The 23,337-nt window shown below is 70.8% G+C and carries 20 protein-coding genes; 10 read left to right on the top strand and 10 right to left on the bottom strand.

Annotation, left to right across the window (positions count from 1 at the left end; all coding sequences use genetic code 11):
• Positions 1-3 precede the first annotated feature (3 nt).
• The 3 genes from FGX59_RS03350 to FGX59_RS03340 all read right to left on the bottom strand — a co-directional run bounded on the left by FGX59_RS03350 (position 4) and on the right by FGX59_RS03340 (position 3,546).
• Entirely contained in the window at positions 4-1,629 is a 1,626-nt protein-coding gene (locus tag FGX59_RS03350) for a peptide ABC transporter substrate-binding protein (protein ID WP_138465104.1), read from the bottom strand.
• Between the two features lie 197 nt (positions 1,630-1,826).
• Positions 1,827-2,948 carry an alpha-D-ribose 1-methylphosphonate 5-triphosphate diphosphatase gene (locus FGX59_RS03345; protein ID WP_240722231.1) on the bottom strand — a complete coding sequence of 374 codons (1,122 nt, stop codon included), beginning with the start codon at positions 2,946-2,948 and terminating at the stop codon, positions 1,827-1,829.
• 25 nt (positions 2,949-2,973) lie between these two features.
• Entirely contained in the window at positions 2,974-3,546 is a 573-nt protein-coding gene (locus FGX59_RS03340; RefSeq protein WP_138465102.1) for a YqgE/AlgH family protein, read from the bottom strand.
• Between the two features lie 115 nt (positions 3,547-3,661).
• Here FGX59_RS03340 and FGX59_RS03335 point away from each other — a divergent pair, with 115 nt between their 5' ends.
• The 3 genes from FGX59_RS03335 (at position 3,662) to FGX59_RS03325 (ending at position 6,512) form a co-directional block, all read left to right on the top strand.
• Positions 3,662-4,450: a protein-disulfide reductase DsbD domain-containing protein gene (locus FGX59_RS03335; protein WP_138465101.1), complete on the top strand. Its 789-nt coding sequence runs from the start codon at positions 3,662-3,664 to the stop codon at positions 4,448-4,450.
• A gap of 96 nt (positions 4,451-4,546) precedes the next feature.
• Complete coding sequence (locus FGX59_RS03330; RefSeq protein WP_138465100.1) at positions 4,547-5,824, top strand: lipoprotein-releasing ABC transporter permease subunit; 1,278 nt, start codon at positions 4,547-4,549, stop codon at positions 5,822-5,824.
• A complete protein-coding gene (locus FGX59_RS03325; RefSeq protein ID WP_138465099.1) occupies positions 5,817-6,512 on the top strand; it encodes an ABC transporter ATP-binding protein in 696 nt (231 codons plus the stop codon). The genes FGX59_RS03330 and FGX59_RS03325 overlap by 8 nt, the downstream gene beginning before the upstream one ends.
• 891 nt (positions 6,513-7,403) lie before the next feature.
• On the opposite strand, the gene FGX59_RS03320 is transcribed toward FGX59_RS03325, so the two are convergent.
• The 3 genes from FGX59_RS03320 to FGX59_RS03310 form a co-directional block, all read right to left on the bottom strand.
• Positions 7,404-8,135 carry a DUF1194 domain-containing protein gene (locus FGX59_RS03320; protein WP_240722230.1) on the bottom strand — a complete coding sequence of 244 codons (732 nt, stop codon included), beginning with the start codon at positions 8,133-8,135 and terminating at the stop codon, positions 7,404-7,406.
• 172 nt (positions 8,136-8,307) lie between these two features.
• Positions 8,308-11,673 (bottom strand): efflux RND transporter permease subunit, encoded by a 3,366-nt coding sequence (locus FGX59_RS03315; RefSeq protein ID WP_138465098.1) that lies wholly within the window; start codon positions 11,671-11,673, stop codon positions 8,308-8,310.
• Between the two features lie 10 nt (positions 11,674-11,683).
• Positions 11,684-13,147 carry an efflux RND transporter periplasmic adaptor subunit gene (locus tag FGX59_RS03310; protein WP_138465097.1) on the bottom strand — a complete coding sequence of 488 codons (1,464 nt, stop codon included), beginning with the start codon at positions 13,145-13,147 and terminating at the stop codon, positions 11,684-11,686.
• Positions 13,148-13,378: 231 nt separating this feature from the next.
• Between FGX59_RS03310 and FGX59_RS03305 the strand changes: the two genes are divergently transcribed.
• From FGX59_RS03305 to plsY, 3 genes are all read left to right on the top strand, one after another.
• Positions 13,379-13,918, top strand: coding sequence for a hypothetical protein (locus tag FGX59_RS03305; RefSeq protein WP_138465096.1), 540 nt, complete (start codon positions 13,379-13,381; stop codon positions 13,916-13,918).
• 74 nt (positions 13,919-13,992) lie between these two features.
• A complete protein-coding gene (gene pyrC, locus FGX59_RS03300; RefSeq protein ID WP_138465095.1) occupies positions 13,993-15,297 on the top strand; it encodes a dihydroorotase in 1,305 nt (434 codons plus the stop codon).
• On the top strand, positions 15,294-15,902 hold the full coding sequence (gene plsY, locus FGX59_RS03295) for a glycerol-3-phosphate 1-O-acyltransferase PlsY (RefSeq protein WP_138465094.1): 609 nt from the start codon (positions 15,294-15,296) through the stop codon (positions 15,900-15,902). The genes pyrC and plsY overlap by 4 nt, the downstream gene beginning before the upstream one ends.
• Positions 15,903-15,913: 11 nt before the next feature.
• On the opposite strand, the gene FGX59_RS03290 is transcribed toward plsY, so the two are convergent.
• The 4 genes from FGX59_RS03290 to ubiA form a co-directional block, all read right to left on the bottom strand.
• The gene (locus FGX59_RS03290; protein WP_206078281.1) at positions 15,914-16,336 is read right to left on the bottom strand and encodes a DUF1810 family protein; all 423 of its coding nucleotides are present in this window, start codon (positions 16,334-16,336) and stop codon (positions 15,914-15,916) included.
• A gap of 109 nt (positions 16,337-16,445) precedes the next feature.
• A complete protein-coding gene (locus tag FGX59_RS03285) occupies positions 16,446-16,778 on the bottom strand; it encodes a hypothetical protein (protein ID WP_138465092.1) in 333 nt (110 codons plus the stop codon).
• A complete protein-coding gene (locus tag FGX59_RS03280) occupies positions 16,765-18,657 on the bottom strand; it encodes an OmpA family protein (RefSeq protein ID WP_138465091.1) in 1,893 nt (630 codons plus the stop codon). The genes FGX59_RS03285 and FGX59_RS03280 overlap by 14 nt, the downstream gene beginning before the upstream one ends.
• 67 nt (positions 18,658-18,724) lie before the next feature.
• Positions 18,725-19,702: a 4-hydroxybenzoate octaprenyltransferase gene (gene ubiA, locus FGX59_RS03275; RefSeq protein ID WP_138465090.1), complete on the bottom strand. Its 978-nt coding sequence runs from the start codon at positions 19,700-19,702 to the stop codon at positions 18,725-18,727.
• 11 nt (positions 19,703-19,713) lie between these two features.
• Between ubiA and FGX59_RS03270 the strand changes: the two genes are divergently transcribed.
• The 4 genes from FGX59_RS03270 to FGX59_RS03255 are packed head-to-tail and all read left to right on the top strand — an operon-like array spanning position 19,714 to position 23,232.
• On the top strand, positions 19,714-20,454 hold the full coding sequence (locus tag FGX59_RS03270; protein WP_138465089.1) for a 16S rRNA (uracil(1498)-N(3))-methyltransferase: 741 nt from the start codon (positions 19,714-19,716) through the stop codon (positions 20,452-20,454).
• On the top strand, positions 20,447-21,304 hold the full coding sequence (locus FGX59_RS03265; RefSeq protein WP_171060494.1) for a GNAT family N-acetyltransferase: 858 nt from the start codon (positions 20,447-20,449) through the stop codon (positions 21,302-21,304). Before FGX59_RS03270 ends, FGX59_RS03265 begins: the two co-directional genes overlap by 8 nt.
• On the top strand, positions 21,295-21,837 hold the full coding sequence (locus FGX59_RS03260; RefSeq protein ID WP_138465087.1) for a hypothetical protein: 543 nt from the start codon (positions 21,295-21,297) through the stop codon (positions 21,835-21,837). Before FGX59_RS03265 ends, FGX59_RS03260 begins: the two co-directional genes overlap by 10 nt.
• A gap of 24 nt (positions 21,838-21,861) precedes the next feature.
• Positions 21,862-23,232, top strand: a complete 1,371-nt coding sequence (locus tag FGX59_RS03255) for a glutamate--cysteine ligase (RefSeq protein ID WP_138465086.1) — start codon at positions 21,862-21,864, stop codon at positions 23,230-23,232.
• The last annotated feature ends 105 nt before the right edge of the window (positions 23,233-23,337 follow it).

The following is a 23,337-nucleotide window of genomic DNA, read 5'->3' as shown; positions in this document are numbered from 1 at the left end:
CGGTTACTCGGCGACCTTGTAGAAGTCCTTGGAATACCAGTTGTTCTCGACGTTCTCGTAGGGCCAGCCCTTGATCGCCGAATTCAGCATGAAGACGTTGGCATAGTGGTAGACCGGGATGACCGGCACGTCCTCCTCGAGGATGGTCTCGACCTCGGCATAGTTCGGGTTCGGATCCTCCATGGTCTTCGATTCCAGCATCAGCGCGTCGACCTGCTCATTGGCGTAGCGGCCGTCATTCTGGGAATTGTCCGACACCATCAGCTGCAGGAAGGTCGAGGCCTCGTTGTAGTCGCCGCACCAGGCGCCGCGGGCGACGTCGAATTCCTGGTTCTTGCGGATCTCGAGGAAGGTCTTCCACTCGAAATTCTGCATGGTGACGCTGATGCCCAGCTTCTGCTTCCACATCTGCGCCATGACGGTGGCGATCTTCTTGTGGTTCTCGTCGGTATTGTAGATCAGCCGCAGCGTCAGCGGGTTGTCCTTGCCATAGCCCGCCTCCTCGATCAGCCGCACGGCTTCGGCGTCGCGCTCCTTCTGGGTCATGCCCTCATAGGCGGGCGCGGGCGCGTCGAAGCCCGCGGTGAAGGGCGGCGTGAAGATATAGGCCGGGGCCTGCCCGCCCTTGAGCACCGCATTGACGATCACGTCGCGGTCGATCGCATAGGACATGGCGCGGCGCACCCGCTCGTCGGCGATGGCGGGGTTGGCCGTGTCGGTCATGTTGAACGTGTAGTAGTAGTTGCACAGCCGCGGCACCGAGGTCGCCTGGTCGGGATACTTCTCCTTCAGCTCGGGGAACTGGCCGACCGGCAGCGGCTCGATCATGTCGAGCTCGCCGGCGAGATAGCGGGTCAGCGCCTGGTTCACGTCATTGATGACGAGACCCGTCACCTCGGTGATATGGACGTTGTCGGCATCCCAGTATTCGGGGTTCTTGACGCGCTTGTGGTACTCGTTCGGCACGTGCTCGGACAGCACATAGGCGCCGTTCGAGACGATGTTGCCCGGCCGGGTCCATTCGCTGCCGTATTCCTCGATCACCGCCTGCGGCGCCGGGAACAGCGTCGAGGTCGTGGTCATCGCGGCGAAATAGGGGATCGATTCCTCCAGCGTCACCTTCAGCGTGTGGTCGTCCACCGCCTCGACGCCCAGCTCCTCGGGCGGCAGCTCGCCCGCGAGGATCTTCGAGGCATTGGCCATCGTGGTCATCTCGACGAACCAGGCATAGGGCGAGGCGGTGGCCGGATCGATCGCGCGGCGCCAGGCATAGACGAAATCGCCCGCCGTCACCGGCTCGCCATTCGACCATTTCGCGTCCTCGCGCAGCGTGAACACATAGGTGCGGTTCTCGTCGGAGGTGGTGTAGCCCGTCGCCACGCCCGGCACCAGATTGCCCTCGGCATCCTGGTTCATCAGGCCTTCGAACAGGTCGCGCTGCACATTGGAGCCGGAGACGTCTTCGTTGAGCTGCGGGTCCATCGTCGGCACTTCGTCGAGAAGCCGGTAGGCGAAGGTCTGGCTGTCCGCCAGCGTTTCGCCCGGCTGCGGATCGGCGGCGAAGGCCGCGGCGCCGGTTCCGAGAACGAGTGTCGCCGCGGTCGCGCGCAGCACCGTGTTGAGCGTCATGCAGGTGTCTCCCTGAAAATCCCTGTCGGCCGGGCGGGCTCTTCTGGCCCCCGGCACTCCCTGCATCCGACATAGGCTGAAAACGCGATTCAAGCATCTTTCGCTCAGGCGACGCGACGGAATCGCGCCGCGCACAATTAGCGGGCGCCGGAAGCGCATTGATCGGCAAGGAAAAGCCGGCCTTGCGCGGGCCCCCGCTAGCCGAACAGCGCTGCCGCGACGGCACCCCGGGCAAAGGCGATCCGGCCCGCGGAAACCGTCGCCTCGACATCGCCCGAGGGTCCGAGAATCGCCAGATCGGCGCGCAGCCCCGGCGCCAGGCGGCCGCGGTCGGACCAGCCCATGACCCGCGCGGGCCCCTCCGAGACCAGATGCCAGGCCCCTGCTCCGCCGCCCGGCGCCAGCGCCGCGGCCGCCGCCGAGGGCGCCGGATAGTGGTAGTCCGAGACCAGCGCGTCGCAGAGCCCCTCGGCCACCGCCGCGCGGGCATCCATCTTGCCGGCATGGCTGCCGCCGCGCACCACGTTCGGCGCGCCGAGGATCACCGCGTCGCCCGCCGCCTTCGCCGCGCGCACCGCCTCCATCGTCTCGGGGAATTCGGCGATGCCGCACCCCAGCGCCCGCATCTGCGCGCGCCGAGCGGGGTCGGGGTCGTCATGGCTGCCGAGCCGCACGCCCATCGCGCCCAGCCGCGCCGAGAGCTCGGCCAGCGCCCCGGGCACCTCCGGATCGCGCGCGGCCAGCTCGCGGATCAGCGCCAGATGCGCCTCGGGGCTGCGCCCGCTCTTCAGCGCCTGGCCGGTCAGCCGCGGCGGCGTCCGGCCCTTGCGCAGCGCCGCATGCGGCAGGTGGTCGTTATAGACGGCATAGCCGATCCGGTGGCGCTCGACGAAGTCGGCGACCTCGCCGAACTGGTCGGTCAGATGGGTTTCCAGCCGCAGCTGCAGCACCATCTCGGTCAGGAGCCGCGGCCGCGCCTCCTCCAGCGCCGCGGCCAGCCGCCTGGCGAAATCCGGGCTGCGCATGCCGCCTTCCCAGGACCAGAACTGCGCCAGAACCGCGGTGGTGATCCCCGAGGCGGCCAGTTCCGCATCGAGCGCGACCAGCCCGCGCGCCAGGTCCGAGACCAGCCCGCGGCGCGGCGCCAGGTGCCGCTCGAACCCGTCGCCATGCAAGTCGACGATCCCGGGCAGCAGCGTGCAGCCCTCCAGCCGGATCTCGCGCCCGGCCGGCGCATCGGCAATCACCCCGCCGGCAATCGCCAGCGGGCGCGGCTCCAGCCCGGAGGGACCGGCGACCAGCGCGCCGGCGAACGTCATGTCGAGAGGGCGCATCAGCGGGGCGTCACGCCCGGCCCGCATCGGCGGAAAGGGTCAGCGGATCGACCCCCAGCCGCGACAGCGCGATTTCCCACTTGCCGCCCGGATCGGGACCGAAGACCAGCGCGTCATCGGCATCGCAGACCAGCCAGCCGTTCTGCACGATCTCGTCCTCGAGCTGCCCCGGCCCCCAGCCGGAATAGCCGAGCGCCAGCAGCGCCGAATTCGGGCCGAAGCCGCGGGCGATATCCTCCAGCACGTCGACCGTCGCGGTCATGCCGTACTGGTCGTCGACCTGCAGCGTGGTGTTCTCCGAGGCGTAGTCGGCGGAATGCAGGACGAATCCCCTGGCATGCTCCACCGGTCCGCCGACGAAGATCGCGGGCACCGAGGCGCCGGCCACCGGCGTGATTTCCAGCCGCTCGAGCAGGTCGGAGAAGCTGACATCCAGCGCGGGCTTGTTGAATATCAGCCCCATCGCGCCGTCAGAGGAGTGAGCGCAGAGGAAGATCACCGCCTTCTCGAAGCGGGGATCGCCCATTCCGGGCATGGCAATCAGCACCTTGCCGCTGAGATCGAAGTCTTCGGGGTCATCCATACGTCCAAATTGGCAGCCCCTCGGGCAATCATCAAGTGCGGCCGTGCCGCAACTGACACATGGCTAACCGCAATGTGACTTTTTCCGGCCCGGCGATCTGGTAATCACGCTATCCATGAAAGCCTGCCTTGCCCGCCTCAGCCTCGCCCTCTGGGCCTGCCTCGCCGCCCTTCCCGCGGCGGCCGATCACAATGACCTGGTCCATGTCGATGTCGTCGACGGCTGGGTGAAGCCCGACGGCACCGTGGTGGCCGGGCTGCGCATCCGCGTGGCCGAGGGCTGGCGCACCTACTGGCGCAGCCCCGGCGATGTCGGCGTGCCGCCGCGCTTCGACTGGAGCGGGTCGGACAATCTCAAGGCGGTGCGGCTGCACTGGCCCCGCCCCGAGATCTTCGACAGCTACGGCCAGCGGACGCTGGGCTATTCCGGCGAGGTCGTCCTGCCGGTGGAGCTGGTCCCCGCCGATCCCGCCAGGCCCGTCACCATCGCGGGCCAGGCCGAGCTGGGCCTGTGCCGCGACATCTGCGTCGCGGTGAACGAGAGCTATGCCGAGGCGCGCGAATCCGAGCCCGAGGTGATCCGCAAGGCCTTCGCCGCCCAGCCCGATCCCGCCCGGATCAAGAAGGCCAGCTGCGAGGTCGCGCCGATCCGCGACGGGCTGCGCGTCACCGCGTCGCTGGCGCTGGCGCCGCAGGGCGGCTCCGAAGTCGCGGTGATGGAGCTGCCGGGCGGCGAGGTCTGGGTCTCCGAACCCAAGGTCTCGCGCCAGGGCGACCGGCTGATCGCCACCGCCGACCTGGTCCCGCCGGAGGCCGCGCCCTTCGCGCTCGACCGCTCGAAGCTGCGCATCACCGTGCTGGGACAGAACGGCGCCGCCGAAACGCTCGGCTGCCCGGCCGGCTGATCCCCGCCCGGCCGTCCCGGTCCCCGGGGCGCGCACCTTGACCTCCGGGCGGTCCTGGCACAGGTTCCGCCCGAGAACCGCCGGAGCCCCTGCAGCATGACATTCCCGTTTTCCGCCCCCGAGCGGATGATCGCCTGGCGCTACCTGCGCGCGAAACGCGCCGAGGGCGGGGTCAGCGTGATGACCTGGATCAGCCTGGTCGGCATCACCCTCGCCGTCTTCGCGCTGATCGCCACGCTGTCGGTGCGCGCGGGCTTCCGCGCCGAATTCGTCGACACGATCCTCGGCGCCAACCCCCATGTCACCGTCTACGGGCTCGCCCGCTACGACGACAACGGCAATTCCTCCGACACGCTCGAGGGCTACGAGGCGCTGGCGGAGAAGATCCGCGCCGTGCCCGGCGTCACCTCGGCCGCGCCGGTCGTGACCGGCCAGGTGATGGCCAGCTTCCAGGGCCGCGCCGCCGGGGTGCAGGTCACCGGCATCACCCGCGACGATCTCGACAGCCTGCCCAGGGTGATCGACCCGGCCACCGGCTATGGCGATCTCGGCCGCTTCGGCGAGGGCATCGCCATCGGCTCGGGCGTGGCGCGCACGCTCGGCGCGACGGTGGGCGACCGGGTCAAGCTGATCTCGCCCGACGGCGCCAAGACCCCGTTCGGCACCTCGCCGCGCACCGCCAGCTACGAGATCGCCTACATCTTCTCGGCCGGGCGCTACGACATCGACCAGGTGCGGGTCTACATGCCCTTCGCCGAGGCGCAGTCCTATTTCAACCGCGAGGGCGTCGCCGACCGGATCGAGGTCATGGTCTCCGATCCCGAGCATGTCGACCGGCTGATCCCGCAGATCGCCGCCCAGCTCGGCGAGGACGAGGTGCTCTATACCTGGCGCGACGCCTCCGGCGCCTTCCTGCGCGCGCTGACCGTCGAGGACAACGTGATGTTCGTCATCCTCTCGGTGCTGGTGCTGATCGCGACGATGAACATCGTCTCGGGGCTGATCATGCTGGTGAAGAACAAGGGCCGCGACATCGGCATCCTGCGCACCCTCGGCCTGACCGAGGGCGCGGTGCTGCGCATCTTCTTCCTCTGCGGCGCCGCCACCGGCATTGCCGGGACGCTGATGGGCGTGGTTCTGGGCTGCCTCTTCGCGATCTATATCGACCCGATCTTCGCGGCGGTGAACGCGCTTTCGGGCGGCGGCGTCTGGGATCCGTCGATCCGCGGCATCTACCACCTGCCCGCCAAGCTGCAGGCCGGGGACGTGCTCTCGGCGGTCGCGCTGTCGCTGGGCATGTCCTTCGTCGTCACCATCTTTCCCGCCCGCCGCGCGGCGCGGATGAACCCCGTGGATGCGCTGCGCTATGAATGACCAGGTCCTGAAGCTCGAAAACGTCTCGCGCGTCTACGCGCCGGGAACCCCGCGCGAGGTCAAGGTGCTCGACGCCGCCTCGCTGAGCGTGGACGCGGGCGAGATGGTGGCGCTGATGGCGCCCTCCGGGGCGGGGAAGTCGACGCTCCTGCATATCGCCGGGCTGCTCGACCGTCCCGATGCGGGCGAGGTCTGGCTCGGCTGGGTGGCGATGAACGGCCGCACCGAGCGGCAGCGCACCGCCGCGCGGCGTTCGGAGATCGGCTTCGTCTACCAGTTCCACCACCTGCTGCCGGAATTCACCGCCGCCGAGAATGTCGCCCTGCCGCAGATGGCCGAGGGCCAGTCCCGCGACGCGGCGATGACCCGTGCCGAGGCGCTGTTGGCCGAGGTCGGGCTGAGCCACCGCCGCGACCACCGTCCCTCCCAGCTTTCGGGCGGCGAGCAGCAGCGCGTGGCGCTGGCCCGCGCGCTCGCCAACCGTCCGAGCCTGCTGCTGGCGGACGAGCCGACCGGCAATCTCGACCCCGAGACGGCCGACCAGGTCTTCGAGGTGATGCTGCGCGTGGTGCGCGAATCCGACACCGCCGCGCTGATCGCGACCCACAATCCCGAGCTCGCGGCCCGGATGGACCGGACGATCCGCCTAGACCAGGGCCGCATCGCCGAGACCCCGCGCCTGGTCTGAGCCCCGGCGCCGCCCAGCGGTCCCGGACCCTTCTTGCGGCGGGTCCGGATGCGCCTCCGCCGACGGACAGGCCGCCCATGCGCAGAGCGGAGACATCACCGCCACGCGGGCCTGCCAGACGTCGTGCCACAGGAGCATCACTGCGCCAGAGCGACGAAACGCCGGGGCCGGTCAGGCCGGGTCCCGTGGCCCGCCTCGGCGCTGCTGATCCCGGCAGGAAACACGCCGATCTGGCACAGAGGCAAGGACCGCCTTGTTCCCGGATTGCGCGTGTTCGCGCGGAGGAAAGCCGAAGGCCTCCCTGGCAAGCGACCGAACGCGGAGCCGTCCGATCCGGTCGCCAGACGGGAGGCGGCACCGCAGGGCACCGGGCCGTCATCCGCCGCCGGGGTGCCGCGCCCGGACGGTCAAGTCCGAGAGCGGACGCGACGTGACCGGACGCAGCCGCACTGCTGGCCCGGGGCAAGATCCTGGCAGAGCAAAGCTCGCCACCTCCCAAGCGGCCCCGGTCCGCCCGGAGCGGGCTGGCACCGTCACCGGGCGGGACAGAACAGCCCGTGCAGCAGGGCCCAGCGGCACATGCTGGCATGGCTCAATGGGAGGCGGACAGGCAGCGGTCGCACAGATCAGAAGCGGCCCCTGCGCGACGGCCATGAAGCCGCGGGGGCTTCGCGAACGCCCGGCCGGGCCCAACCGGCCGGGCTCGGCAGCTCGACGACGCACCGGGACGGCGCGGCCTCGTCCGCGACCCCGCAAGGCTCGAACTCGCAGGAACGCAGTTCGGCAGCTCTTGGCCTGGCGAAAAGGAGGAGACAGTGCAGCGGGTCCGCCCGGTCTGCCCTGCCTTCGAGCCGGATGCGCGAGCGCAGGGACCGCCCGGGTCCGCCGCGTTCAGTCTTCCAGCGCGAAGGTCGGGCCGCCATGGATGCCGCCGATTTCCAGGATCAGCTTGCGGCGCACCGCCATGGCGAAGGTCTCGCGGCTCTCGGCGGCGACGACGAAGGCGCCCGGGCCGCCGATGATGCGGTCGCGGTACTGCTCGGCCAGGTCGCTGCTGGCCGGGCGGCCGTTGCAGCTGCGGCAGAGGATGGCCAGCCCGTTGATCGTGATCCCCGCCGCCAGAACCTCGGCGCGGGCGCTGTCGACCGGCGGGCCGTTCCAGCTGTTCGCGCTGTCGCCCGAGAAGTCGATCACCTTGCGCCAGCCGTCGAACTCGTTCTCCTCGATCAGCCGCATGCCGGTCAGCAGAGCCGAGCCGATGGCGTTGCGCCCGTAGGCGCGGCGCGGCGGCTCGAGAAGCGCGGCCGCGAAGCGCGCGGCGCTGTCGGGCCCGTCGACCAGCATCCAGGGGACGACCACGTCCTCCTCTCCGGCGCTGGCCCATTCGACATAGGTTACCGCGATCACGCCATAGGCCGTCTTGCCGATCGCGTCGAGCACCTCGTCGGAGGTGATCGCGCTGGCATAGCCCTGGCGCTGGAACTGGGTTTCGGACTGGTCGATGGAGCCGGAGGCATCGGCGAGGAGCACCAGCTCCAGTTCCACGTCCTGCGCCGCTGCGGGCAAGGCGCAGAGCGCCCCCAGGAGCAGCCCCAGCCATGGCAGCATCGGTGCAAGCCGCATTGTCGCGCCTCCTCTCTCTGCTTCGCCGGACCATGATCCGGGCAAGATCCGGACCGGCCAACATGCTTGCGGGGCTGCACGCAGAAGTGAGCGTGCCGCTCCGCCGGCTGCCCAAGCGCGCGCCGCTGGCGCCGCAGCTGCCCGTTCGGCAGGCTGCGGGCAGAGCCGCGCCTCAGGCCGGACGGCGCCGCGCCAGCGCCAGGACCAGCGCCGAAACCGCGAGCACCGCAAGCCCGATCGCCACCGCGCCGAGGGCGAAGACGCCATAGGTGGCGCCCAGCCCCTGCCCGGCCCCGAGCGCCGCCATCACCGGCGAGGCGCCCTCGAGCATCCGCTGTCCCAGCGTCGCCCAGAACCAGCCCGCTGCCAAGAGCCCGTAGACCGCCGCGACCGGCCGCCCCGGTCCCGAGCGGCGGTCGAGCGCCCTGCGCTGGCTGGCCATCGCCTGGCGCAGATCCTGCCCGATCGCCAGGAGCGCCGGCACGAGAAGCAGCACCAGCAGCATCCCGAAGCCCAGACCGTAGACCAGGGTGATGACCGTGGGCTTAAGGAACTCGGCCGCCCGCGAGCTTTCGTACATCAAGGGCGCCAGCCCCAGCACCGTGGTCAGCGTGGTCAGCAGCACCGGGCGCAGCCGCTCCGCCGTGCCGTCCAGAATCGCCGGGACCAGCCCGCGCGAGCGCGCCCGCTCGTCGATCGAGGAGATCAGCACGATGGAGTCGTTGATGATGATCCCGGTCATGCCGATCAGCCCGATCACCGAGAACATCGACACCGACATGTCCCACAGCCGGTGCCCCCAGAAGGCGCCGACCAGGCCGAAGGGGATGATCGACATGATGACCAGCGGCCGCGTCCAGCTGGCGAAGATCCAGGCCAGAACCAGGTAGATGCCGAGGAGGCAGAGAATGAATCCGGTCTCGGCATCGTCAAGGAAGCGCGCCTCGTCCGCCGCCATGCCGGCGAAGCGGTAATTGACCTGCATGCTCCCGGCGAAGGCCGGCAGGATCTCGTCGCGCAGCGCTGCCTCGATCACCGAGGCCCGCGCCGGATCGTCGTCCGAGAGGTTGCCGGTGACCGACAGCACCGCCAGCCCGTCCTCGCGCCGGATCGTGCCGAAGCCGCTCTCGCGCTGCACCGTCACCAGGTCGGTCAGGGGCACGTACTGGCCCGAGCCCGCCTTCAGCATCATCGATTCCAGGAAGTCGGCGCCGCGCTCAGCGTCGGGCAGCTCCACCCGGATCGTGCCGGTGCGCAGCCCCGCCGGATAGGTCGCCGCCTCGATCCCGTTCAGCCGGTTGCGCAGGACCCGCCCCAGCTCCTCGGTGGTGAAGCCGAGCGCCTGCCCCTTCGAGGTCAGGTCGAGCACGAACTGGTCCTTGTCGAAGGGCAGGTTGTCCTGGATCGAGCTGATCTCGGGATACTCCGCCAGCCGCGCCTTCAGCGCCTCCGCGGCGATCTTCAGCTGGCGCAGATCGGCGCCGTAGAGCTGGACGTCGAGATTGTCGTCATCGCCGCCATAGCGCCAGGAGCGGAAGCTGACCGTCTCGGCCAGGGGCAGCTGCCGCGCCTCTTCCTGCAGCCGCGAGACGAAGACCGAGGCATCGAAGGGCCGCGCGTCGCGGTCGACCAGCTCGATCGCGATCGAGCCCAGGAGGTCGGCATCGGTATTCTCGGTCCCGGCAAGCCCGCGGCCGGTATTGCCGCCCGTTTCGGTGATCACGTAGGTCACCGGGTTGATCCCGTATTCCGCCTCCAGATCGGCGCCGACCTTGTCCGCGGCGCGCTGCAGCTCGCGCATCTGGGCCATGGTGTCCTCGCGCGTGGCCAGCGGCATCATCGCGAAATTGCCCGAGACCGAGGACTGCTCGGGCGGCGAGAAGAAGCGCCAGCGCAGCTCGCCGGTGATCAGCGGCACGACCTGCAGCGCCAGGAGCAGAAGCGCCCCCGAGACCACCACGTAGCGCGCGCGCAGCACCAGCGCGACGAAACGGCGGAAGGCGCCGTCGCGCAGCCGGTCGAATCCCTTGTTCACGTAATGCGAGGGCTTGTCGTACCACGGGATGCGCCCGCCCTCCTGCGCGTGCAGCGCATGCGCCATGTGGCTCGGCAGGATCAGGAAACACTCGGCCAGGGAGGCCAGCAGCACCGCGATCACGGTGAAGGGGATGTCGCCGATCATCTCGCCGAAGCGGCCGCCGATCGAGGTCAGCCCGAAGAAGGCGATCACCGTGGTCAGCGTCGCCGAGAGCACCGGCAGGAACATCCGCCGCGCCGCCCGCTCGGCCGATCCGTAGGGCCCCTCGCCCAGATGGCGGTAGCGGTAGTCGGCATGCTCGCCCACCACGATCGCGTCGTCGACGACGATGCCGAGCGTGATGATCAGCCCGAAGAGCGACATCATGTTCAGCGTCAGCCCGCCCGCCCACATCAGCCCCAGCGCGGTCAGCATCGAGACCGGGATCCCCGCCGCGACCCAGAGCGCGGTGCGGGCATTGAGGAAGAGGAAGAGCAGCACGAGAACCAGCGCCAGCCCCTGGATGCCGTTGGTGATCAGGATCTCCAGCCGCTGGGTGATCTGGTCGGCGCGGGTGCGGATCAGGTCGATCTGCATCTGCGGCGGCAGGCCGGTCTTCATCTCGGCGGCGGCGGCCTCGACCTGGCGCTGGATGCCGATGGCGTCGCCCTGGGGCGAGCGGTCGACCCGGATCGACAGCGCCGGATGGACGCCGGTGAAATAGCTGCGGTTGCGGTCGAGCCCCTCCTGCCGGACGGTGGCGACATCGCCCACGGTCAGTGCCGAGCCGTCATCGAGGATCTTGATCGGCACCTCGGCCACCTGGTCGGCGGCGCGCCGCTCGGTGCCGGTGCGCACGCGGGCATTGGCGCCGCTGACATCGCCGGCCGGATTGGTGTCGGCCGCCACGCCGATCACCTGCGCCAGCTCTGCCATGGTGATGTCATGGCGCATCAGGTCGATCGTGCGGACCTCGACCACCGTGCCGGGCGCGGCAATGCCGCGGATCGTCGTGCGCGTCACCCCTTCGGCAAAGAGCCGCTGGGTGAATTCGTCGGCGAAGCGCGCCAGCTGGTCGACCCCGACCGGCCCCGAGATCACGACGTCCGTCACCCGGTCGCGCCAGGCGCTGCGCGTCACCTCGGGCGGATCGGAATCCTCGGGCAGCGTCGTGACGCCGTCCACCGCCGCCTGCACGTCGGAGACCGCGCGCTCCATGTCCCAGCCGGGCTCGAATTCCAGCTCGATCCGCGCCACGCCCTCGCTGGCGCGGCTGGAGCTGGTGGCAAGCCCCTCGACGACCATCAGCGCCGGCAGCAGCGGCTCGATCACCGCGCGGTCGACATCCTCGGGCCCGGCACCGTCCCAGGGGATGCGGACATCGATCTCGTCGACCACGACATCGGGAAAGTACTGCGCCCGCATCTGCGGCAGCGCGGCGATGCCGAAGACCACCATGATCACTAGAAGCAGGTTCGCGGCCGTGGCGTGGCGGGTGAAATAGCCCAGGATGCCCCCCATCAGCGCGCCCTCAGCTGCCCATGCGGCTTTCCAGCCGCTCGACGATCCGCGCCGGGACCTCTTCCGCGCCGAGCTGCCCGAGCAGCCGCGACTTCACCTCGCCCGGCATGGACGCGCTGCCCTCGACGAAGGCGACGAGCCGCGCGCGGCGCGCGGGATCGAGCACCAGCATCTCCGAGATCTCCTCGGCCGCCGTGCCGTCGGCGGGCTCCGGCGCGACCGGGCGCACCTTCAGCCCCGCGCCCAGAAGCGGCGTGCGCTCGGCAACGACGCGTCGCCCCTCGAGATCGCCGCGCACCAGCACGGTCTTCTCCTGGCGGCGCAGGAGCTCCACCGGGACTTCCTCCAGCCGGTCGTCCTCCGACAGCGCCAGCACCATGCCGTTCGGCCCCAGCGCGGTCGAGGGCAGCTCGGCCACCTGCTCGAGCACCGGCTCGGCGACCTTGACGGTGACGAAATCGCCCGGGCGCAGCCCCGCGGCGCGGTCGAGCCGCGCATAGACCAGCCGCCCGGTCTGGCCGTCGCCGACAATCGCGCTCTCGCGGTCGATCACCCCGGGAACCTCCAGCTCCAGCCCGGCGACGTCGAGCACCGCCGTCACCGGCAGGCCGCTCAGCCGCCCCTCGGCATCGAGAAGCCGCGCATGCTGCGCCGTGGAGATGCGGAAGGCGACCTCCAGCGCGTCGGGATCGACCAGCTGGGCGAGGATCTCGTTGGTGCTGACCAGCCCGCCCTCGACCAGGGTCACGCCGCTCAGCGTGCCGGCGAAACGGGCGCGGATCTCGGTCTCCGCCAGGGTGCGCTCGGCCTCCGAGACGGCGATTGCGGCGCGGGTGCGGACGGTGCGGGCGGTGTCGATCCGCGCTTCCGCCGTGGCCTGCGCCTGGCGCGCGGAAACCTCGGCCTGCCGCGCCGAAGAAGCGCTGAGCGCCGCCTCTTCGGCCAGCGCGGCGGTGCCGACCCCGCGCGAGACCAGATCCTGCTGCCGGTCCAGCGCCCTGCGCCGCAGCGCGTACTGCTCGCCCGCGGCCTCGACATCCTCGCGCGCCAGATCGAGGCTGCGCTCCGCGTCGCGCAGATCGGCCTCGGCCTCCGACAGGTTCGCCCGCGCCACGTCAAGCTCCGCCTGGGCGGGGACCGGATCGACCCGCACCAGCAGCTCGTCCGCGGCGACCCGGCCGCCATCCTCGAAATTCGGCGCCAGCTCCACCACCGTGCCCGCGGCGGTGGCGCGGATCTCCAGCATGCGGCGCGCCTGGATCTCGCCATAGGCCGTCAGCACCGGCAGATGCTCGCCCGGGGCGTAGACGACGGTGTTGACGCTGCGCACGACCTCGCGCGGCGCCAGCGGCGGGGCGCTGTCGCTCATCGCGATGCGGATCGCGCCCACCACCTTGTAGACCGCCAGGGACACCGCCCCGAGAGACAGCGCCATCAGCACCAGCCCGATCACGATCCTGCGCAAAAACCCCATACCGACCCTGTCCGCTCTGCCGGGCAGCTCCCGGCCTGTCAAAATGGCTTGAGCCGCCCCCCGGCGGCCAACCCTATGCTAACGGATGATTCCATACATTCCGCCGCCGGTCGCTTCACTTTTTTTCCAGCTTCCGGCCGGGACCTGCGGCAATCGCGACAAATCCCGGGCTTCCCCGGCCCGCCCCCGGCGCCTATGCCTCGGGAGAGCGCGCAAGAAAAGGAGGCGCCCATGCAGGACGACCCGTGGTCCGGTCTGCTCAATCCCGGCGAACGCATCCTGTGGCAGGGCCAGCCCGACAGCCGCATCGACCTCGCCGCGATCCGCCCGGTGAAGCTGGCGGTCGGGACGGTCTTCATCCTCGTCGGCGGTGCGATCTGCGGCCGCGGCCTCGTCGATCTCGCGCTGAGCAGCATGGCGGGGCTGATTCCGGCCGCCTTCGGCCTGGTCTTCGTCGCGCTCGGGCTGCGCACGGCCGTCGGCGGGCCGGTGATGGACGCCTATGAGCGCTCGCAGAGCTGGTACACGCTGACCAGCGAGCGGATGCTGGTCGCCACCTCCGGCTTCGGGCGCAAGCGGCTGCGCGACTGGGCGATCCGCCCCGAAACCGGACTGGTCTACGAGGAGGGGCCGCCGGGATCGGTGCTGGTCTCGGGCCGCTCCCGCGCCGGGTTCCGGCGCATCGCGGAGGCGCGCAAGGTCTACGATCTGGCCCGCCAGGTGCAGCGCAGCCAGATCCGCGCGGCGGATGCCCCGAACGCCGGACCTTGACGCGGGCCCTTCCCTGTCCGATCAGGGGGGGCGCCGACACCGCCCCCCTTCCGAGACCCGAGCGACCGAGCCCCGTGACCCAGACCGACACCCCCCGCCCGACGCTTCTGCAGAATGCCCGCCTGATCGACCCCGGCAGCGGCCATGACGGACCGGGCGCGCTCCTGATCCGCGACGGCGCGATCGCCGAGCTGATCTCCGGCCCGCTGCCCGAGGGCGCCTTCCCCGATGCCGGACGGATCGACTGCGGCGGCGCCTGCCTGGCCCCCGGCATCGTCGATTTCGGCGTCAAGGTCGGCGAGCCCGGCGAGCGCCACAAGGAGAGCTTCCGCTCGGCGGGGCTGGCCGCCGCGGCCGGCGGCGTGACCACGATGGTCACCCGCGCCGATACCGCCCCGGCGATCGACACGCCCGAGGTGCTGAGCTTCGCGCTGAGCCGCGCGCAGGAGGTCTCGCCCGTCCGGATCGCGCCGATGGCCGCGCTGACCAAGGGCCGCGAGGGCCGCGAGATGACCGAGATCGGCTTTCTCTCGGATGCCGGCGCGGTGGCCTTCTCCGACGGCGACCATGTGGTGACCGACAGCAAGGTCCTGTCCCGCGCGCTGACCTATGCGAAGAGCCTGGGCGCGCTGGTGATGGGCCATGTCCAGGACCCGGTACTGAGCCGCGGCGCCGCCGCGACCTCGGGCAAGTTCTCGTCGCTCTACGGCATCCCGGCGGTCTCGCCGATGGCCGAGCGGATGGGGCTGGAGCGCGACATGGCCATCGTCGAGATGACCCGCGCGGCCTACCATGTCGACCAGATCACCACACGCGCGGCGCTGCCGGCGCTCTTGCGCGCGCGCGAGGCCGGGCTCGACGTCACCGCGGGGATCTCGATCCACCACCTGACGCTGAACGAATTCGACATCGCGGGCTACCGCACCTTCTTCAAGGTCAAGCCGCCGCTGCGCGCCGAGGAGGACCGGCTGGCGATGGTCGAGGCGCTGGCCGCGGGGCAGATCGACGTGATCTGCTCGATGCACACGCCGCAGGACGAGGAAAGCAAGCGCCTGCCCTTCGAGGCCGCGGCCTCGGGCGCGGTCGGGCTGGAAACGCTGCTGCCCGCGGCGCTGCGGCTCTACCATGGCGGGCAGATCGGCCTGCCGCAGCTCTTCGCGGCGCTGTCGCTGAACCCGGCGCGGCGGCTCGGGCTCGAGGGCGGGCGGCTGGTCTCCGGCGCCCCGGCGGATCTGGTGCTCTTCGATCCGGACGCGCCCTATGTGCTCGACCGCACCACATTGCAGTCGAAATCCAAGAACACCCCCTTCGACGGCGAGCGCATGCAGGGCCGCGTGCTGGGCACCTGGGTCGGCGGCCGCCGGGTCTACGCCCGATGACGCCGCCGCTGACCACGCCCCTGCCCTGGCTGGAGCTCGCGGCGCTCTGCGGCTACCTGCTGGGATCGGTGCCCTTCGGGCTGGTGATCGCGCGGCTCTTCGGGCTGGGCGACCTGCGCAAGATCGGCTCGGGCAATATCGGCGCGACCAACGTGCTGCGCACCGGCAGCAAGCCGGCCGCTTTCCTGACCCTCGTCCTCGATGCGGGCAAGGCGGCGGCCGCGGCGCTGATCGCGCGGGCGCTCTGGGGCGAGGATGCGGCGCAGATCGCGGGCGCCGCGGCCTTCTTCGGGCACTGCTTCCCGGTCTACCTGAAATTCAAGGGCGGCAAGGGCGTGGCGACCTTCCTCGGCACGCTGCTGGCGCTGAGCTGGCCCGTGGGGCTCGCGGCCTGCGCAACCTGGCTGGCAACCGCGCTGCTCCTGCGGATCTCGTCGCTCTCTGCGCTAGTCGCCGCAGCGCTCTCGCCGCTCTGGGCACTGGCGCTGGATCAGGGGCAGATGGTGCTCCTGTGCATCGTGCTGGCCGTGCTCGTCTTCCTGCGCCACCGCCCGAACATCGCGCGGATCGTCGCCGGAACCGAGCCGAAGATCGGCCGCAAGTAGCGCGCCTGGGCTCAGGAGAACTGGTCGACAGCCTTCACGGTCAGCGGACAGGGCGTGCCCTTGAAGAAGGTCTTCAGCACCGCCTTGAACATCGGCTCCTCGGGGCGGGCCAGATGGAAGAGCGTCGCGCAGGAGCGCAGCTTGGCGGCATCGGTGGAGCCGAGCACCTCCATCGCCGGGCGGTCGCGGTGGAACATCATCGCATCCATCGCCGCCAGCAGCCTCAGCTCCAGGATCGGATTGTGCAGGTAGTCGCGCGCCTCCCCCAGATCCTTGATCCCGTAGTACATAGACTTTTCGGAATGCCCGTTCCCGCGCAGCTGGGGGAAGATGTACCAGATCCAGTGGGTCTGCTTGCGGCCCCCCAGGATCTCCTGCATCGCATAGGGGTAATCCCGTTCCTGGGCCTGCAGAAATCGGTCGAGCTTCGTCATCGGTCCTCCCTTCGCCGCGCCGCCCCCGGAAAGGCAGCCGCGGAAAGTCATGGCAGGAAAGGTCTTAAGATATCCCTCCCTGCCGCCGGGACGCCGCGGCGGACGGGGGTCAGAGCCCCCGCTGGCTCTGCGCCTCGATATAGGCGCGCAGCTCCTCGGCCTCGGCCCGCGACTGGCGCAGCGCTTCGCGGGTCAGCTTCAGCTCCGAGCGCAGCTCGCCCGCTTCGCCGCGCTGCTTGTGCTCGGCGCGGTGGTGCAGCGCCAGGGCCGCGTCCCGCTCCTCTTCCGCACGATGCAGCTCCTCGGCCATGGAATCAAGCTGGCCAAGCTCGGCATCCGAGACCCGCGACAGCCGCGTGACCACCCAATGCGTCAGGAATCCAAGGAGGAAGGCGCCGAAAAGCAGCACCATCACCGCGATGAGGGTTTCAGTTCGATCCATCGGGGGCAGCCTCCTCTTGCGCGGCGTCCGCGTCTTCCCCGGCCGGGGCGCCTGCCCCGCCGGCGGCCCCTTCCTCGCCAGTCACCAGGCGGAAGGCGATGCGGCGGTTCGCCTCGCGCCCGTCCTCGCTGCCATTGTCGGCGATCGGCTGGCTCTCGCCATAGCCCTTCGCGGTCAGCTGCGAGGTCAGCACCCGCCGCCCGGCCAGCGCCGACAGAACGGCCTCGGCGCGCGCCTGGCTGAGCAGCTGGTTCATCTCCTCGCGGCCCTGGCTGTCGGTATGGCCGCCGATCTCCATCGCCACGTCGGGGCAGCCGCGCAGCACCTCGGCGATGCGGTCCACCGTCTCCAGCCCGTCCGCGCCCAGCTCCACCGAGCCCGGCTCGAAATCGATCTTGTCATCCAGCAGGATGCCGTTCACCGCCTCGACGCAGGCGCGCGGCGAGGGGCCGGGCTCTTCCTCCGGCGGCGGCGCAACATAGGCCACGTCGACGGAGAAGACCGCCTCCTGGCCCAGCGTGCGGTGCAGCTCGGCGGTGATGCGGCGGGCGGCGTCCTCGGCGGCGGAGCTGCCGGTGATGGCGATCGCGTCCGGCGTCATCTCCACCCGGCCCTCGTCGAGCAGCGCCAGCGCCTCGGTCGCGGCCAGGGCGCGCAGGTCCCAGCCCTGCGGCAGGTCGCCCGACAGGCTGATCACGCGCGTCAGGCTGTCGGCGCCGAAGCGCGCGGCGGCGAGACTCGCCAGCACCGCCTCGTCGCGCTGGGTCGAGAGCGGGCCGCGCAGCGTGACCGGTCCCTCGCTGCTGCGGCTGAGGCTCAGGCGCGGCCCGGTTTCGGCATCGTCGCCGCTCGGCACCGGCATCAGCGACAGGCGGTAGCCCGAGGGCAGCGCCTGGCGCAGCGCATCGCCCGCCGCCGACAGCGCCTCGGGCGCGATCGAGGCGCCGGGCAGCACGGTGACGGTGCTGTCGCTGATGGTGATCGCCCCCTCGCCCAGCCCGTCGAGCGCCGAGATCGCCGCCTCGGCCGCGGCCGCCCAATGGCGGTCCGGCGCGCCGAGCGCGACCCGGCAGGTGCCGTCGTCGATCCCGTCCACCGCGGCCACCGCCTCGACGATGCGGTCGAGATCGGCGCCCGATTCCGCCGCGCAGGTCTCCAGCACGACGCCGGAGCCGTCATTCGACACCCTCAGCTGGAACGGGCTCAGCCGTTCGCGCGGCTGGCGCAGGCTGACCGCGACCTCGATCCCCTCGGGCGCGCCGTCGAGGAAGCGGGCCTGCCATCCGGCGCCCGCGGGGCCCTCGAGGGCGACGCCGTCGACCGTGACCGCCGCCGGAGTGATCTCCACCCGCACATTGGGCAGCCCGGTCAGCGCCTTCAGCCCCAGATCGGCCGCGGCGCGCCAGCCCTCGGGCAGCGGCGCCATCGACTCGGTGACGATGTCGGAGATGTCGGCCCCGGGCATCAGCGCGCGGATCCGCCCGACCAGGTCGTCGCCGCTATCCTCGCCCACCGGGATCAGCCCGTGCATCAGCACGCTGTCGCCGTTCCGGAGGATCTCCAGCTCGTAGGTCAGCGCGGGCATGTCCTCGGGCTCGGCCACGTCCATGCGGTCCTCGACATGCGCGGGATTGGCGGTGCGCCCGGCGACGGTCAGCGCGCGGAACCGCGCCGCCTCGTCCGGCGCCGTGCCGCCCAGCACGATGCGCATGCCGTCAGGCGCCGCCACCGCCCAGTCGAGCCCCTCGGCGTCCAGCGCCGCACTGACCTCCGAACTGTTGCGGGTCTCCACGTAATCGACCGCCAGAATCGAGACGCCATAGGCCCCGCCGGCTGCCAATCCGAGGATCACGAGCTTCGCCCAAGTCAAACCTGTCACGCCTGTTGCTCCCAAGACACGGAGAAATCTGTTCGGCGGGCTTACTGTCTTTTTTTCCTTGCCGCAATCAGAAGGCTGCGCTCACGCACAGGAAACCGGCGAAAATCAGCCCGGCGTCCCTATTCGCACGAAAGAGTGATAGGCAGAGGTCGCCGTTGTCGATGTCGAGCCGCCGCCACTGCCAGGCTAGGTGCAGCCCCATCGCCAGCGCCCCGGCCCGCGCCAGCCACAGCGCCACCGGACGCCCCGCCCCGCCGAGCGCCAGCTCGACCGCGGCCAGAAGCATCACCAGCGTCGCCGCGCCGAAGGCGCCGAGCCAGGCATGGGTGTGGCGGCCGAAGAGCCGCGCGGTGGATTTCACCCCGATCAGCGCGTCGTCCTCGCGGTCCTGATGGGCATAGATCGTGTCGTAGAAGATCGTCCAGGCGATGCCGCCGAGATAGAGGCAGACCGCCGGCCAGCCGAGGCTGCCCTGATGCGCGGTCCAGGCCAGCAGCGCGCCCCAGTTGAAGGCGATGCCGAGGAAGACCTGCGGCCACCAGGTGAAGCGCTTGGCGAAGGGATAGACGCAGACCGGCGCCAGCGAGAGGATGCCCAGCAGGATCGCGTTGATGTTGAAGCTCAGCAGGATGGCGAAGGCGACCAGCGCCTGCAGGCACATCCAGACCGCCGCGCCCTTCACCGTCACCTGCCCCGAGGGGATCGGCCGCGACTTGGTGCGGGCGACCGAGCCGTCGATGTCGCGGTCGGTGATGTCGTTCCAGGTGCAGCCCGCGCCGCGCATCAGGAAGGCGCCGATGCCGCAGCCGATCACGATCCACAGGCCCAGCCAGCCGATCCGCCCCTCGGCCGCGGCCGAGAGGAACACGCCCCAGAGGCAGGGGATGTAGAGCAGCCAGGTCCCCGCCGGACGGTCGGCGCGCGACATGCGCAGCCAGGGCCGCGACCAGGGCGGCGCCAGCCGGTCGACCCAGTTCCCCTTGACGGCATCGGCGACCACGCCGTCGGGCGATGCAGGCTCTGGTCTCAGGACGGTCTCGGACATATGAAGGCCCCATGGCTGTGGCAAAGATCAGGCTCTTCCTAGAGCATCCGATGGGCGCGGGGCAAACCCTGCCGCTGACGAAAGAGCAGGCGCACTACCTTTTCGGGGTGATGCGGCTGGCCGTGGGCGACCGGCTGCCGGTCTTCAACGGCCGGGACGGCGAGTGGCTGGCCGAGGTGGCCGAGGCCGGAAAGCGCGCCGGAACGCTGGCCTGCCTCGAGCAGACCGCGCCGCTGCGCCTGCCGCCCGATCTCTGGCTGCTGTTCGCGCCGATCAAGAAGGAGCGGACCGATTTCATCGTCGAGAAGTCGGCGGAACTGGGCGCCGCGCGGATCGTGCCGGTCCAGACCGAGTTCACCAATTCCGGCCGGGTGAACCGCGACCGGCTGCAGGCCCATGCGGTCGAGGCGGCCGAGCAATGCGGCGGCACCTGCGTGCCCGAGGTGGCCGATCTGGCGCGGCTGTCCGATATCCTGGCCGATTGGCCCCATGACCGCCAGATCATGTTCTGCGACGAGACGCTGACCGGCGAGACGATCCCCGCGCGCCAGGTGCTGGCCGAAGCCGGTCGCGGCCCCTGGGCGGTGCTGATCGGCCCCGAGGGCGGGTTTTCCGAGGCCGAGCGCGAGCGGCTCCACGCCCTGCCCAACGCCCATGCCGTCAGCCTCGGCCCGCGCATCCTGCGCGCCGACACGGCGGCGGTGGCGGCTCTGGCGCTCTGGCAGGACGTGCTGGGCGACTGGCATGGCTGAGTCCCGCTGGGCAGGGCCCGCGGACCGCGCGCGGCTGGAGGCCTTCCTGGAGGCCGATGCCGACCGGGCGATGTTCCCGCTGTCGAACCTGGCGCGGCACGGTCTGTCTGGCGGCCCGGCCCGCCATGCCTGCCGCTTCCGGCTGACCGCGGATGGCGACCGGATCCTCGGCGCCGTCGCGCTCAGCACCGAGGGCATGGTCCTGCCGGTCTGCGCGCCGGATCTCGGCGACCTGCGCGCCGCCTTGGCCGGGCAGTGGATTGCCGGGGTGATCGGCGAGACCGGGCTGGCGCTGGCGGTGCTCGGCGCGCTCGGGCTCGACCGGGCGCCGAGGATGATGGATGACGACGAGCCGCATTTCGTGCTCGACCTCGCGGACCTGGCGATGCCGCGGTGCGACGGGCTGAGCCTGCACCCGCTCTCCGAGGCGCCGCGCAGCACCGCCGTCGCGCTGCGCGCGGCCTTCGCCCGCGAAGTGCTGGGCGAGGACGAGAGCGGCGCCATCCTGCGCGCCGAGATGGACGTGTCGGAATTCCTCGAGGCCGGATCGCACCGGCTGCTGCGCGCCGGGGACGATTGGGTGGCGATGACCGGCTTCAATGCCGCCCTGCCCCGGATCGTGCAGATCGGCGCGGTCTACGTGCCGCCTGCGCGGCGCGGCCGCGGGCTGGCCCGCGCCGCGGTGGCGCTGCATCTGGACGAAGCGCGGCGCGCGGGCGCCAAGCGCGCGGTGCTCTTCGCCGCCTCCGAGCCCGCCACCCGCGCCTATCGCGCCCTCGGCTTCCGCCAGATCGGCCGCTTCGGGCTCTATCTCTTCGCCACGCCCCTGGAGGTGCCGCCATGTCCCTGATCCGTCCCGAGATCCGCGCGGGCCTGTGGCGCGGGCGCGAACTGGTGGCCGCGGCCGGGCTGGTCCTGCTCGGCCTCTGGATCGCGCTGGCGACTTTCGGCGTGACCCGCTGGCTCGGCTGGGCCGTGCTGCTGGCGGGGGTCGCGCTCGGCATCGCCGGCTGGCAGCGGATGCGGCTGCGCCCGAAGGAGCAGGGGCTGGGCATGATCGAGGCCGACGAGGGGCGGATCACCTATTGGGGCCCGCTCGACGGCGGCTCGGTGGAGCGCGACCTGCTGAGCGCGGTGGCGATCGACCACCGCTCGCATCCGCCGGTCTGGGTTCTGTCGCAGCCCGGCGCGCCGGATCTGCACATCCCGGTGACCGCGGGCGGGCAGGATGCGCTGATTGACACGCTGAATTCCCTGCCCGGGCTGACCGAAGCGCGGCTCGTGGCGGCGCGGAACCGGCGCGGCGAGGGCAGATACCGACTCTGGTCGGTATCCGGCGCGGTTGACACCGGCGCGGCTTCGCAGCAGGTGTCTAGGACGTAAGTCCAAGTTTCAGGAACCTGACCGATGTCCATTCCCCAAAGCGGTGGCGGCCCGATCGAGAGCATGGATCAGCTGGCCGGCTATCTCGAGTCAGGCTGCAAGCCCAAATCCGACTGGCGGATCGGCACCGAGCACGAGAAATTCGGCTATTGCCGCGACACGCTGAAGCCGCTGCCCTACGAGGGCCCGCGCTCGATCAAGGCGATCCTCGAAGGGCTGCGCGACCGCTATGGCTGGGCGCCGCTGGAGGAAGGCGGCAACATCATCGGCCTGACCAAGGACGGGGCCAATGTCAGCCTCGAGCCCGGCGGGCAGCTGGAGCTGTCCGGCGCGCCGCTGGTGTCGATCCACGAGACCTGCGACGAGGTGAACCAGCACCTGCGCGAAGTTCAGAGCGTCTCGGACGAGATCGGCGCGGGGTTCATCGGGCTCGGCGCGGCGCCGATCTGGACCCATGAGCAGATGCCGATGATGCCCAAGGGCCGCTACCGGCTGATGACCGACTACATGCAGACGGTCGGCAATCTGGGGCTGCAGATGATGTACCGCACCTGCACGGTGCAGGTGAACCTGGATTTCGGCTCGGAAGCCGACATGGTGCAGAAGCTGCGCGTCGCGCTGGCGCTGCAGCCGGTCGCCACGGCGATGTTCGCCAATTCGCCCTTCCTGGAAGGCAGGAAGAACGGCCACAAGTCCTGGCGCGCGCGGATCTGGCGCGATCTCGATCCCGACCGCACCGGCATGCTGCCCTTCGTCTTCGACGAGGGCTTCGGCTTCGAGGCCTGGGTCGACTACGCGCTCGACGTGCCGATGTACTTCGTCTACCGCGACGGCAAGTACATCAACGCGCTGGGGCAATCGTTCCGCGACTTCCTGAAGGGCGAGCTGCCGGCCCTGCCGGGCGAGATGCCGACGCTGTCGGACTGGGCGGACCACCTGACCACGATCTTCCCCGAGGCGCGGATCAAGAAGTTCATCGAGATGCGCGGCGCCGATGGCGGCCCCTGGCGGCGGCTCTGCGCGTTGCCCGCACTCTGGGTCGGGCTGCTCTACGACCAGTCCGCGCTGGACGCCGCCTGGGATCTGGCCAAGGGCTTCACCGCCGAAGAGCGCGACGCCTGGCGCGTGGCGGCCTCGGTCGAGGGGCTGCAGGCCGAGGTCGGCGGGCGCAAGATGCACGACCTGGCGCGCGAAGTGGTGGCGATCGCCGAGAGCGGGCTGAAGGCGCGGGCGATCCCCGGCGCGGGCGGCCTGGTTCCGGACGAGACCCATTTCCTCAATGCGCTGAAGGAGAGCCTGGAGACCGGCGAGACCCCGGCCGACGAGCTGCTGCGCCGCTACGACACCGACTGGGCGGGCGACCTGACGCGGATCTACAAGGACTATTCCTACTGACCCGCTCGTCCGGGCGTGATCCAGCGGACACGCCTGCGGCGTGACACGATGCCGGCCGCGCCCCCGGGCGCGGCGTCCGCTCGTGGCAAGCGGCGCGCCCCCTGC

The sequence above is a fragment of the Poseidonocella sp. HB161398 genome, from assembly GCF_005870025.1.
Taxonomy (GTDB): Bacteria; Pseudomonadota; Alphaproteobacteria; order Rhodobacterales; family Rhodobacteraceae; genus Mangrovicoccus.
This window is presented reverse-complemented; position numbering and strand designations above follow the sequence as displayed.